General features: G+C 43.8%; 10 protein-coding genes and 1 pseudogene. 7 read left to right on the top strand and 4 right to left on the bottom strand.

Annotated elements, in window-relative coordinates:
* The first annotated feature begins 187 nt into the window (after nt 1-187).
* The 7 genes from galB (at nt 188) to ACQ86K_RS02585 (ending at nt 8,815) form a co-directional block, all read left to right on the top strand.
* Nucleotides 188-2,611 (top strand): beta-galactosidase GalB, encoded by a 2,424-nt coding sequence (gene galB, locus ACQ86K_RS02615; RefSeq protein WP_091174650.1) that lies wholly within the window; start codon nt 188-190, stop codon nt 2,609-2,611.
* A gap of 402 nt (nt 2,612-3,013) precedes the next feature.
* Nucleotides 3,014-3,835 (top strand): SDR family NAD(P)-dependent oxidoreductase, encoded by an 822-nt coding sequence (locus tag ACQ86K_RS02610; RefSeq protein ID WP_091174648.1) that lies wholly within the window; start codon nt 3,014-3,016, stop codon nt 3,833-3,835.
* Between the two features lie 127 nt (nt 3,836-3,962).
* Nucleotides 3,963-4,853 carry a helix-turn-helix domain-containing protein gene (locus tag ACQ86K_RS02605; RefSeq protein WP_091174646.1) on the top strand — a complete coding sequence of 297 codons (891 nt, stop codon included), beginning with the start codon at nt 3,963-3,965 and terminating at the stop codon, nt 4,851-4,853.
* Between the two features lie 108 nt (nt 4,854-4,961).
* A complete protein-coding gene (locus tag ACQ86K_RS02600) occupies nt 4,962-5,333 on the top strand; it encodes a YncE family protein (RefSeq protein WP_431199751.1) in 372 nt (123 codons plus the stop codon).
* A gap of 11 nt (nt 5,334-5,344) precedes the next feature.
* A complete protein-coding gene (locus ACQ86K_RS02595; protein WP_431199750.1) occupies nt 5,345-7,408 on the top strand; it encodes a bifunctional YncE family protein/alkaline phosphatase family protein in 2,064 nt (687 codons plus the stop codon).
* A gap of 359 nt (nt 7,409-7,767) precedes the next feature.
* Nucleotides 7,768-8,388: an aldose 1-epimerase family protein gene (locus ACQ86K_RS02590; protein WP_431199749.1), complete on the top strand. Its 621-nt coding sequence runs from the start codon at nt 7,768-7,770 to the stop codon at nt 8,386-8,388.
* Between the two features lie 88 nt (nt 8,389-8,476).
* Nucleotides 8,477-8,815, top strand: coding sequence for a hypothetical protein (locus tag ACQ86K_RS02585; RefSeq protein WP_090534362.1), 339 nt, complete (start codon nt 8,477-8,479; stop codon nt 8,813-8,815).
* 453 nt (nt 8,816-9,268) lie between these two features.
* Here the strand turns inward: ACQ86K_RS02585 and secG are convergent, their stop codons facing one another.
* The 4 genes and pseudogenes from secG to ACQ86K_RS02565 form a co-directional block, all read right to left on the bottom strand.
* The gene (gene secG, locus ACQ86K_RS02580; RefSeq protein ID WP_091174641.1) at nt 9,269-9,637 is read right to left on the bottom strand and encodes a preprotein translocase subunit SecG; all 369 of its coding nucleotides are present in this window, start codon (nt 9,635-9,637) and stop codon (nt 9,269-9,271) included.
* 9 nt (nt 9,638-9,646) lie between these two features.
* Nucleotides 9,647-11,017 (bottom strand): hypothetical protein, encoded by a 1,371-nt coding sequence (locus ACQ86K_RS02575; RefSeq protein ID WP_143020874.1) that lies wholly within the window; start codon nt 11,015-11,017, stop codon nt 9,647-9,649.
* A gap of 21 nt (nt 11,018-11,038) precedes the next feature.
* A complete protein-coding gene (locus ACQ86K_RS02570) occupies nt 11,039-11,563 on the bottom strand; it encodes an LptE family protein (protein WP_091174636.1) in 525 nt (174 codons plus the stop codon).
* 5 nt (nt 11,564-11,568) lie between these two features.
* Nucleotides 11,569-12,826 (bottom strand): annotated as a pseudogene (locus ACQ86K_RS02565) (sigma-54 interaction domain-containing protein).
* Between the last annotated feature and the right edge of the window lie 92 nt (nt 12,827-12,918).

The raw sequence follows: 12,918 nt of genomic DNA, 5'->3' as shown, positions 1-12,918 counted from the left end.
TGAAAACACCGACCGCAAGCACTATATATAAATATTCAGGGGTGGGAGAGTTTTTTCCTTTATCGCTCAACTTAATTATGATTTAAAGGCAACTCCATACTTATTTACGGCATTCCTTCTCTTTTAACCTATTATTTATAATTTAGTGTCCAAAACACATTTAATCCCAAACGATATTATGTCATCAATGAAAACCCACCGCGCCGGGGCTTATAAGTTTGCATGCATCCTTGCCGTCCTGACGCTGGCCGCATTAAAACCTTTTGCCCAAAACCGGCAGAAACTTGATTTTGATAAAAGCTGGCGCTTTAACCTCGGCGCTGTTGAAAACGGCGAAAAAACAACGCTGAACGACAGCAAATGGCGCGTGCTCAATTTGCCGCATGACTGGAGTATTGAAGGTAAATTTTCAAAAGATAACCCGGCCACACCTGAAGGCGGCGCCCTGCCCGGCGGCATTGGCTGGTACCGCAAAACTTTTACTGTTCCGGCTACATCAAAAGGCAAGCTGGTTTATATTGATTTTGATGGCGTATATCAAAAAAGCGATGTTTGGATTAACGGCCATCACCTTGGCTTCAGGCCAAACGGGTATATCTCTTTCAGGTATGAACTTACTCCTTACTTAAATTTCGGCGGTAATAACGTTATCGCTGTTAAAGTTGATAACTCGGTGCAGCCAAATTCGCGCTGGTATTCGGGTTCGGGTATTTACCGCCATGTTTGGCTGGTTACCACCAACAAAACCGCCATTGATCATTGGGGCACCTATGTAACCACGAGCGATATCACCGGTGCCTCTGCCAAAGTAAATGTACAGGTACAACTGCATAATGACCAGGCATCGCCGCAGGTGCTCATCAGCACCAAACTTTATGACGCGGCCGGTAAACAGGTAGCCGCCGCGGGCGAAGCTACATCGGCAGCGCAAAATAAAAATGAGCCTTTAACGATAACCAATACCCTTACGGTAAAAAACCCGGTGCTTTGGTCGGTAGAGAACCCATACTTATATAAAGCCGTTACCCAGCTTATTGAAGGCAAAAAAGTAGTTGATGAATATACAACCACCGTTGGCATTCGCTATTTTAATTTTGATGCAGATAAAGGTTTCAGCCTGAACGGGAAGCCGATGAAGATTTTAGGTGTTTGTAATCACCATGACCTTGGCAGCCTTGGCGCAGCTATTAACAACCGTGCATTGGAGCGCCAGTTGCAGATGCTCAAAGCGATGGGCTGTAATGGCATCCGCACCTCGCACAACCCTCCGGCACCCGAACTGCTGGACCTTTGCGATAAAATGGGTTTTATTGTGATGGATGAAGCCTTTGATTGCTGGGAATGGAAAAAGGCTACTTACGATTATCACCTGTACTTTAAAGAATGGCATAAACGCGATCTGGAAGACCAAATCAAACGCGACCGCAATCATCCAAGCATCATGATCTGGAGTATCGGCAACGAAATCCCGCAACAGGCGGATACCAGCGCGTTACGCATTGCGCCTGAGTTGGCGGCTATTGTTCACAGCCTCGATAAAACCCGCCCGCTCACTACGGCTAATGACCGTCCGGATAGCACCAACAAAATTATAAAATCGGGTGCTATTGATTTGGTTGGTTATAACTATCACCAGTTTGATTACGCTAAGTTTCATGACCGTTACCCGGGTAAAAAGTTTATTGCTACTGAAACTACTTCGGGTTTGGAAACGCGTGGTTATTATGAAATGCCTTCGGATAGCATCAGGGTTTGGCCGCCAAGCTATGATAAACCTTTTGTAAGGGAAGGCAACAATGTTTCGGCATATGACAACACCCGACCACCCTGGGGCTCAACCCATGAAATGACCTGGAAGGTGATGAAAAAGTACGACTTCCTTTCGGGCATGTTCATCTGGACGGGCTTTGACTATCTGGGCGAACCAACTCCATATTCATGGCCATCGCGCAGCTCCTACTTCGGTATTATTGACCTGGCCGGCTTCCCTAAAGACGTATATTATATGTACCAAAGTGAGTGGACCAATAAAAATGTGCTCCACATTTTCCCGCACTGGAACTGGCAGCCTGGTAAAATGATCGACATCTGGGCATACTATAACAACGCCGATGAGGTTGAGCTTTACCTCAATGGCAAATCATTAGGCATCCAAAAGAAAACCGGCGACGACCTGCACGTAATGTGGCGGGTAAAATATGAGCCCGGCACGCTGAAAGCCATATCGCGCAAAAACGGCAAAACCGTGTTAACCCGCGAGATCCATACCGCCGGAGTTCCTGCAAAAATCGAGCTGACTGCCGACCGCTCGCAGATCAAAGCCGATGGCAAAGACCTGTCATTTATCACCGTAAAAATATTGGATAAAGACGGCAACGTTGTACCTGATGCTGATAACAAGGTAAACTTTAAGATTGCCGGCGAGGGCTCCATTGCCAGCGTTGACAACGGCGATCCGGTTAGCCATGATCCGTTTAAAGCTGATTACCGAAAATCATTTCATGGCCTTGCGCTGGCCATAGTACAGGCCAAAGAAAAAGCCGGCACGATCACTTTAACCGCTTCGGCTGATGGTTTGAAAAGTGCTACACTGGTACTGAAAAGTAAATAACATCACCCCCGCCCTCTCCTTTGGAGAGGGAGTTTGGACCTATAAAAAAACGCACCCCGTCTCCCTGTAGATGGGGTGCGTTTTTTTATAAGCCGAAGAGCCTTTAAAACGGAGGAAAAGTTTTTTGTAGAGACGCATAATTGCGTCTCCCGGCGGACAAGCCAATTCAAAAGGCTTCTGATTTCGTTCGAAATTGCATGCGGGAGACGCAATTATGCGTCTCTACATTTAAAACAATCAAAGTCAAACGGTTTCTAAGTTTCTGCCGACATTTACGCCTAATGACACTTTGATTACCAATTACAAGCCCCCGCGTAAAAATGTATCATTGTTCCCTACTTCTGTATAAATTGCCCTGTGTTTGCCCTGTTAATTTTGTGCTATCATTTAAAAACAACAAAAATGGCAAAGACAATTTTCATTACCGGCGCATCACGTGGTTTCGGTAAATTATGGGCCGAGGCATTACTGCAAAGAGGCGATAAAGTAGTAGCAACCGCTCGTAACCTGAGCGCTTTGGATGACCTGGTAAATAAATATGGCGACAATATTTTACCGCTGCAACTGGATGTTAATGATCGCGCTGCAGATTTCGCAGCCATCAACAAGGCAAAAGAACACTTCGGCAGTATTGATGTGCTGATCAACAATGCAGGTTACGGTTTATTCGGCAGCGTTGAAGAAACTACCGAGCAGGAAGCCCGCGAGCAGATGGAAACCAATTTTTTTGGACTGCTATGGTTATCACAGGCAGTGTTACCTGTAATGCGTGAACAAGGCTACGGCCATATTATCCAGCTTTCGAGCGTACTTGGCCTCGTTACTTTACCTGTGCTGGGTTTATATAACGCCTCTAAATTTGCGGTAGAAGGTTTAAGTGAAACCCTGGCCGCCGAAGTAAAAGGCTTTGGAATAAACGTTTCCCTGATTGAACCTAACGGCTTTGCAACTGATTGGGCTGGCGCTTCTGCCGCGCAAACCGTGGCAATGCCCGAATATGATGCTGTACGGGCGGCTTTCCAGGCTGGTTTAAATGACACCGATATTTTCGGTGTACCGGAAGCTACTACAGATGCTGTGCTGAAGCTGATTGACACCGAAAACCCTCCGTTGCGTTTATTCCTGGGTAAACACGCACACCCGTGGGTTAAACAAACTTATGAAGGCCGTGCTGCTGAGTGGGAAAGCTGGAGCGAGGTATCTGCCGCTGCGCACGGTAAATAATATCCTACAGTATATTAATTAATCAGACCATGCTTTAGGCTTTAAGCATTCAGCCTCTGATATAAATGGTATTATTTGATATAATCTACGCCGCAATTCGGCGTAGATTTGTTTATCTTTATTCATCATGCAGCATTTTAAAAATTTGGCCGATATGCACCGCTCCAATGGTTTCCCGATGCCGGAGAACCCACTCTTCAGCCTGTACAGGTGCACCCACACCTGTGGGTTTGGCGAAAGAGAGTTTACATCTGATTTTTACATGATCGGGTTTAAAAAACTTAAAGCAGGTCAGATCATGTATGGCCGTACAAAATATGATCACGATAACGGCAGCATGATGTTCATCAAACCCCGGCAGGTGATCCAGTTTAACAGTGTGGAGTATGATGAGGATGCGTTTATCATGTTCATTCACGAGGATTTTCTGAACGGCCACTTTCTGCATAACGAAATAAGCAAATATGCTTTTTTTGACTATGAGGCAAACGAAGCCCTGCACCTTTCGCCATCGGAAGAGCAGATTATGTGGGACCTTTATTACAAGATAGAAGCCGAATATCACAATAACACCGATGAATATAGCCGCGATATTATACTTACGCATATTGATTCTATCCTGAAATACTCGCAACGGTTTTACAAACGCCAGTTTATTAACCGTACAGAGCTTTCGGGTAAAACAGTATCAAAGTTTAATGAAGTGTTAGCGGCTTATTTTACCAACGGCTTATTGCTAAGCCAGGGACTGCCCTCTGTTAACGCGTTGGCCTCACAACTTAATTTATCACCTCGTTACCTAAGCGATATGCTTAAGCAGGAAACAGGAAAAACTGCTATTGAACTGATCCACATTTACCTTATAAACGAGGCAAAAAACCGTCTTAAAAGTGATTACCAAAACGTTTCTGAAATAGCATACGAACTTGGCTTTGAGAACCTTCCATATTTTTCACGATTGTTTAAAAAAGAAACGGGTATCAGCCCTAACCAGTTTAAAAAACAGTTGGTAAATTGATACACTAAGGCACTTACGCGGAAAAGTCCAATTTATTTATATTAAGTTTCTGTTAACAAGCCTTTCGGAATAAAACGATTTTGTAATTTTGATTACAATCGTTTTCTTATGAAACTAAAACTCATCGCCGGCATTATTCTTTTATGTGCGGCATTACAATCCTTCGCTCAAACTCCGGGAAAAATTGAACAAACAGGACAGGTACTATTGCCCAACGGCTGGAAGCTTAGTCCCGCGGGCAGGTCTTTACCGCTTGGCGATCTGCCGCTGAACATGCAGCTTTCCGTATCCGGTAAATTATTAGCTGTTACCAACAACGGCCAAAGCACCCAGTCGGTACAGCTCATCGACCCTAAAAATGAAAAACTGCTTGATGAGGTAGTAGTTAAAAAATCATGGTACGGGCTCGCTTTCAGCCGTGATGAAAAAAACTATATGCATCAGGCGGTAATGACAACTGGATCCTGGTATTTAATATAGCCGGTAACAAATTGGGCACCCCGGATACCATCAAATTAGCACCGAATGCCTGGCCCAAAAATAAGGTTTGCCCTACCGGCATGGTAACTAACAAAAGTAACAGCCGCCTGTATTCGGTGACAAAGGAAGACAGCACTCTTTATATTATCGATCCTGATAAAAAAGACATCCTTAAACAGGTAAAACTCCCTGCTGAAGCTTACAGCTGTATTTTATCGCTCGATGAAAAAACGCTGTATATTTCGTTATGGGGCAGCGATATGCTTGGCTTTTACAACATAGCTACGCAAACACTCAGCACCATTAAAACCAGCAGCCATCCTAACGAACTGCTTTTAGATAAGAAAGGGAAATTCCTGTATGTGGCCGATGCGAACGACAATGCGGTATCCGTAGTAAATACTTCAACTCATAAAATAATAGAAACCATTTCTACAGCGCTTTATCCTACCCGCCTCACCGGTTCAACCAGCAACGGCCTGGCCTTATCGCAAAACGGGAAAACGCTTTATATAGCCAACGCGGATAATAACTGTCTTGCTGTATTTGATGTTACTATGCCGGGCAGCAGCAAAAGCAAGGGCTTTATCCCGGTAGGCTGGTACCCAACAAACGTAAAGGTATTGGGTAATAAAATCCTGGTATCAAACGGCAAAGGGTTTTCATCAATGGCCAATCCTAAAGGGCCGCAGCCTGTTAAAAAAACAGATAACAGCGGTTACAAGCAAGGGGCTATCAACAGCCGGGAGCAATACATAGGCGGTTTGTTTAAAGGCACGCTATCATTTATCAACAGCCCGTCGGATGCCGAACTGAAAACTTACACCAGGCAGGTTTATGCCAACACGCCGTTTACTGCTAAAATTGCAAAAACAGCCAAAGGCGAAGAAGGCAACCCCATTCCACGCCGCCTGGGCGAAAAGTCGCCCATTAAATATGTGTTCTATATTATTAAAGAAAACCGCACTTACGACCAGGTTTTAGGCGATATGCCGCAAGGGAACGGCGATACTTCGTTGTGCATCTTCGGTAAAAAAGTAACGCCTAACCATCACGCTATTGCCAATGAATTTGTATTGCTTGATAACTTTTACGTTGATGCGGAGGTAAGCGCCGACGGCCACAACTGGAGCATGGCTGCCTATGCTACCGATTTTGTAGAAAAAACATGGCCAACCAGTTACGGTAGCCGCGGTGGCAATTATGATTTTGAAGGAACCCGCAAAGCCGCCTATCCGCGCGATGGCTTTATATGGGATTATTGCAAACGCGCCGGTGTAAGCTATCGTACTTACGGCGAGTTTGTGAGCGATGGTAACCCCGGCAAAGCAAACTTAAAATCGCTTGAAGGGCATTTTTGTATCAAGTCGCCGGGCTTTGACCTGAATGTGAAAGATGTTAAAAGGACTGAGATCTGGGCCCATGACTTTGATTCGTTACTCACTATAAACGCGGTGCCGCATTTTAACACCGTGCGCATTTCAAACGACCATACCAGCGGGCAGCGCAAAGGCGCCATATCGCCCATCGCCGCCGTGGCCGATAATGATCTTGCCATTGGCCAGTTCATTGAGCATTTATCACATAGTTCGATCTGGAAAGAGTCGGTGGTTTTTATTTTGGAGGATGATGCCCAAAACGGCCCCGACCATATTGATGCCCACCGTTCACCGGTGTTTGTAGCCGGTCCATATGTAAAACGCAACGCTGTGATCCACGGTATGTATTCAACCTCGGGTGTTTTGCGTACTATCGAGCTTATTTTAGGATTGCCGCCGATGAGCCAGTATGATGCCGCAGCTATGCCGCTGTATGATTGCTTTACCAGCAAGCCCGACCTTACACCATATACTGCTAAGCCGGCACAGGTTGATTTGGAACAGCGCAACATAGCAGTAAACGAGAGCAGCAAACGTTCTGAGTTGTTTAATTTTGCCAAAGAGGATGCTGTGCCGGATATCGACCTGAATGAAGTGGTTTGGAAGTACGTAAAAGGAGAGGCATCTGTCATGCCTGCGCCAAAAAGGAGTGCCTTTGTAATTTTAGAACCTAAAAAAGAACAGGATGATGATTGATTTGTTAACTTCGTTGAACCGGAAGTTATCCAATTAACGAATCCTTAATATATTGGTTTAAAGCCCGGCCGTTGTTTATAAAAGCCGGGCTTTCACATTAATAATACTCCTATGATCACTCATTTAGAAAACGAGCACATTAAAGTAGCTATCGACACCAAAGGCGCTCAGCTAAGTTCATTTATTAACAAAGCAACAGGTATCGAACATATGTGGCAGGCCGATGAAAAGATTTGGCCATGGCATGCTCCCAACCTTTTCCCGATAGTAGGTGGCCTCATCAATAATGAGCTTTTGGTTAATGGCGAAAAGTATGCGATGTCGCGCCACGGCTTTGCACGTCAGTCGGAGTTTTTTTATTGGAGTCGGATGAAACATCGGCAAGCTATTCGTTACCTAATTGCGAGAATACGCTTAAAGTTTATCCTTTTAAATTTGATTTCCAGATCCTGTATCACCTTATTGATAACGCGCTTCGGATTACCTATAAAGTGATCAACCTCGATAAAAAATCAATATATTTTTCTGTTGGCGGGCACCCGGCTTTTAACGTTCCCTTCAATAAAGGCGAGAACTATGAGGATTATTACCTGGAGTTTGAAACAGAAGAACATTTTGACACCCATCTTTTATCAAAAGATGGCTTTTTTAACGGCGTAACACATCCGGTACCAACTCCGAATAAAAAGCTTTATTTAACCCGCGATCTGTTTAATGACGATGCACTGGTTTTTAAAGATCTGAAATCGCGCATGGTAACTATTAAAAGCGATAAACATGATCAAACCTTGGCGCTTGAATTTCCTCATTTTAATTATCTTGGTTTATGGGCCAAACCGGGGGCTAATTTTGTTTGCATAGAACCATGGCTTGGCTGCGCCGATACCGAAGGCAAGCACGTTGATATTAAGGATAAAGAAGCTATCCAAAAATTAAGCGTGGGACATGTTTTTGAATCGGCCTATTTTGTTTGCTTATAACATTTGGGTTACAATAATTTTATACTTCGGTAAAACATTTTTCGCACTTTTTCTCTTTCATAGAAAGAATCACTTAAATATTAAAACTATGAAAACTAAAGTTTATTTATTAGCCCTCACCATGCTGCTGTCATTTACGGCGTTGAACACCTTTGCTGCTGATAGCCACGCGCTTACCCCGCTAAGCAAGGAAGAAATAGCAACCATGACAACCGAGCAAAAACAAGCCCGTGTTGAGGAGATCAAGGCCCGTGTAAATGAGATCAAAGCGATGGATAAATCGGAGCTTACCAAAGCTGAACGTAAGGAATTGCGTACCGAATTAAAATCAATGAAAAAAGAAGCCAATGCCCTTGGCGGCGGTGGTATTTACCTTTCAGTAGGTGCTATCATCATCATTATTTTGGTATTGATCCTGATATTATAATTTTAATCGTCTTGTATAAAAAACGCCTCCGACGAAAATCGGGGGCGTTTTCTTTATGTCCGTTCAGGACCTTTCAGAGATTTAAGTTACCCTATAAAATTAATGCTCATTTGGCTAGTACCAATTGAGTAATTAACTGAGTTGAACCCCTCTGGGGTTCAGATAAAGTAGGATGCTATTTCTACAAACATTTTCTCCCTCCGGGAAGACTTTTACGATTTAATAAACATATATTAATTGCTTATAGACAGGTGCACCAGAGGTGCAAAAGGTTTGTAGCATGAAAAATAGAAGTATCCTTTGCCCCAGAGGGGCAAAACAACACGCCTTGCTGATTAATTTTGTGAATTAACTTAAATCTCTGAAAGACCCGGATGGGACAGAAATTCCTGGAAAAAGAAAAAGCCCCTGAATATATCCAGAGGCCTTCAATATATCTTAATTGATTATTTACTATTTTTTGCTGCTGTCGGCTTTAGGAGCTGCCGGTGTAGCAGATGGCGTTAATGCCGGAGTTGATGAAGGAAGCGCGTTGCTTGGTTTTGAAGCTTTTTCAATTTGCTCACGCAGTGCAGGGTTATCATTGCTGCTTGATGAGCCGCCTTTTACAGCAACGTTAATAGCCAATGATAACACCATAAGGGTGATAGCTAACGCCCAGGTACCTTTTTCTAAAAAGTCGCCGGTTTTTTGTACACCCATTAATTGTGATGAGCTTGAAAAATTTGATGCCAAACCACCGCCTTTAGGGTTTTGGATAAGTACGATAAGCCCTAACAGAGCGCATACAATTACGGTAACAATGATTAAAACGATATACATTTCTTTATATTAATTAGTTTTCTTCTCTAACTCCTCAATTTGGCTTGCAAAGTAACGGCTTTTTTCCGGGAATTTCAACATCAATTTTTTGTAAGTTGCAATAGCTTTGTGATATAACATCTGGTCGATGTAAATTTGGGCTAATGTTTCACTTACCAGGTCATTTCTGTCTTCCGAGCTCTTCTTTGCTTTGTTCTCATTATCGAGCTTATCAATTGATGGCGGCCTGATCTGGGGCTCCTCTTTAATAAATTTCTCAATGATGATGTCTTCCTTTCTTTTTATCTCCGGCACATCGGGCTGAGGGGTTTTCTCCAGCTCCTCCAGAGATTGCGAATGGAAGATATTTTCATAATACTGATGCTGTAATGCATCGGCAGTCTGGCTATCAGATGCTACAGGTTTTTTTGGCTGTGCAACCGTTTCAATATTATAAGGCTGATAAGTTGATGCATATTCCTTACGGGTTTTATCTAACCACCACATAAAGGTATAAGGCATTTTCTCGTCGTTGTACTTTGATAAAACCTCCTGCTGTTCAGTAGCTTCAATTTCTGCCGGCTGCGGAGCCGACTCCTGCGATATCGCCTTATCATCATTCCTTGTGTCAACAACCGAGTTATCAAACAAAAAATAATCCGTGGATGCGATATTACCGATTATCCATTTTTCAGTTACATCGTCCCTTACGTCTTTAGCTTCGTCAACGGCAACCGGCGCCTCATCGGCCACCTCTGTTTTATCGTTTATCGCTGCATCGGTATTAACATTAGTAGCAACAGGTTCATTCACATTAGCCTGGCCTATACTTATATTCTCAATCCCAACAATTTCATCGTAAACCTCATCATCTATATCGTGGGTAGATGAAACTGATTCCCCGTTGGGCTCAGTTGCAACTGCTCCCGGATCAGCAACTTCCGTTATCGGTTCTGCATCTGCAATTTCAGGCTCAGGATCATCGATATTGATAAAATTGAAACTGCTTTTATCCTGATCTGTGTCTGCGGCTAAATCTTCGGGCAGTGTATCAGCCAGGTCATCAACAGCGGGACCGATATTAAAATAGTTTTCGGAGGCCGGTGTATTATTTACCGGAACACTATCAAGCAGGTTAATTACCTGTGATGAATTTACCGGAGAAAGGCCTTCGGGCTCCTGAATTAATTTATGCAGTAAAACAGGCTTGTAATAAACGGCCGCGCGCTGTATATCCTTATTGGTACCGGCATGGGCAAGCAAAGCATGCAAAATACCGCTTTGCGGGTAGGCATCAACCAGTTGCTGCAGGTTATAACCATAAAAAGAACCCGTTTCGGCCGGGTTGGCCAACAGTTCATCTAATATTTCGTATTGCCTGCTATTCAAATATTGATCCACGTGGTTGAAAATACAAATTGCCTACCAATTAGAAAAGGCTGCGTTAAAAATATCATCAATTAATTGCTTGTTAATTTGCTGTATAAGCCCCTGTTCCTGCGAAGAAATATCTCCCTTGTAATTGGCAAACTTAGTAAAACTTTGCTCAAAACTAAGCTTTTTATCCGCCGGAGTTTTCGCGGCATCAAATGAAAATTTAACACGCACGGTAATAGTAAGCCTGTTGGCATTAGCAATTGGCGCAACATTGCTCGCCGTTGCCTCGATAGAAACCGGGGCGATAGAATAACCGGTAATAGCGCCCGACATAGTTGCATCAGCCTCGCCGCGGACTAAGCTTAGGCTGGTTTGTGTACGGATCCTGTCTTTTAACGCTTCGGTAAAAGTTTGGCTTAGATTATTTACCACCAGCGGGGCATTGTTTTCAAAAAACTGCACATTGATGGTCTTCAAACCGGGCGGGATTGATTGGTTTTTGAGCGTGTAACATGATTGACATATAAGTATCAGCACACACACCGAAATAATCCCCAAAAGTTTTTTCATCAATTTTATAAGTTTAGTTCTTTTATTTTCCTGTATAACGTACGCTCAGAAATCCCCAGTTCATTAGCGGCAAGTTTGCGTTTACCCTTATGTTTTTTCAACGCCTTACGGATCAGGTCTGATTCTTTTTCAATCAGCGATAATGATTCCTCTACCTCTTCGGCATCATGTGTTATATTAAAACCGTCGATAGTGTTGCTATTACTGCTGGTGTTTGTAACGGTATTAACGGGTTGTTGTAAAGTAAATTGTGTTTCATTATTACCATGCAGCTCAATATCGCGGTAAAGTTGATTTAAGGTTTGCGGATTATTGGCATAATGCGGCGAAACCCCGCCATGCTCAATAATATCCGCCACCAGTTTTTTCAACTCTACCATATCCCGCTTCATATCAAACAATACTTTATACAGTATGTCGCGTTCAGAAAAATCCTCTTTAGGCTGATTGTCCAAACGCATCGGCAGGTTACGCGCGCCGGCCTCGTGCGGGATATAGGTAAGCAGGGTTTGGGCAGTGATGATCCTGTCGCGCTCAAGTACAGCCAATTGTTCGGCCATGTTTTTCAACTGCCTTACATTACCCGGCCACGAATAGTTGGTTAATACCTGCTGCGCTTCTTCATCAAGCTGGATGGGCGGCGTACGGTATTTGTCGGTAAAATCAGCAGTAAACTTGCGGAACAGCAGAAACACGTCTTCTTTCCTGTCGCGCAATGGCGGAATCTTCAGCGGTACCGTGTTTAAACGATAGTAAAGGTCCTCACGGAATTTGCCGTTCTTCACCGCGTCATACACATCAACATTGGTAGCCGCGATAACGCGTACGTTGGTTTTTTCTACTTTCGACGAGACCTACTTTGATATATTGTCCCGATTCGAGCACCCGCAGCAAACGGGCCTGGGTACCCAGGGGCATTTCAGCAATCTCATCTAAAAATATGGTACCACCGTTTACGGTTTCAAAATAACCTTTACGCTCACCAACGGCGCCCGTGTAAGCTCCTTTTTCGTGACCAAAAAGTTCCGAATCGATTGTACCTTCAGGTATGGCGCCGCAGTTAACGGCAATAAAAGGCCCATGCTTGCGTGGGCTCATCTGATGTATGATGTGCGAAAAAACCTCTTTACCACTACCACTCTCGCCGGTAATCAATACCGAGATATCAGTAGGTGCAACCTGGTTTGCTATAGTTATAGCCCGGTTAAGCAATGGCGAATTGCCAATGATCCCGAAGCGTTGTTTTATTTCCTGTACTTCCATACCCCCCGGCCCCCTAAAGGGGGAGTTATTGTAAATGTTTATAATTCTTGTTTATCATAATCCCAACATTTTTTGTTACACCCCAAACCATC

Source organism: Mucilaginibacter sp. P19 (genome assembly GCF_050632265.1).
GTDB lineage: Bacteria > Bacteroidota > Bacteroidia > Sphingobacteriales > Sphingobacteriaceae > Mucilaginibacter > Mucilaginibacter gossypii.
Note: the sequence above shows the minus strand (reverse complement) of the source record. Positions and strands in the feature narration are given on the sequence as shown.

Bases quoted from the DNA above. Each gene is read 5' to 3' on its own strand.
- ACQ86K_RS02605 (WP_091174646.1), top strand. From the start codon at position 3,963: ATGCAGCATTTTAAAAATTTGGCCGATATGCACCGCTCCAATGGTTTC.
- galB (WP_091174650.1), top strand. From the start codon at position 188: ATGAAAACCCACCGCGCCGGGGCTTATAAGTTTGCATGCATCCTTGCC.
- ACQ86K_RS02585 (WP_090534362.1), top strand. From the start codon at position 8,477: ATGAAAACTAAAGTTTATTTATTAGCCCTCACCATGCTGCTGTCATTT.
- ACQ86K_RS02610 (WP_091174648.1), top strand. From the start codon at position 3,014: ATGGCAAAGACAATTTTCATTACCGGCGCATCACGTGGTTTCGGTAAA.
- secG (WP_091174641.1), bottom strand. From the start codon at position 9,637: ATGTATATCGTTTTAATCATTGTTACCGTAATTGTATGCGCTCTGTTA.
- ACQ86K_RS02600 (WP_431199751.1), top strand. From the start codon at position 4,962: ATGAAACTAAAACTCATCGCCGGCATTATTCTTTTATGTGCGGCATTA.
- ACQ86K_RS02570 (WP_091174636.1), bottom strand. From the start codon at position 11,563: ATGAAAAAACTTTTGGGGATTATTTCGGTGTGTGTGCTGATACTTATA.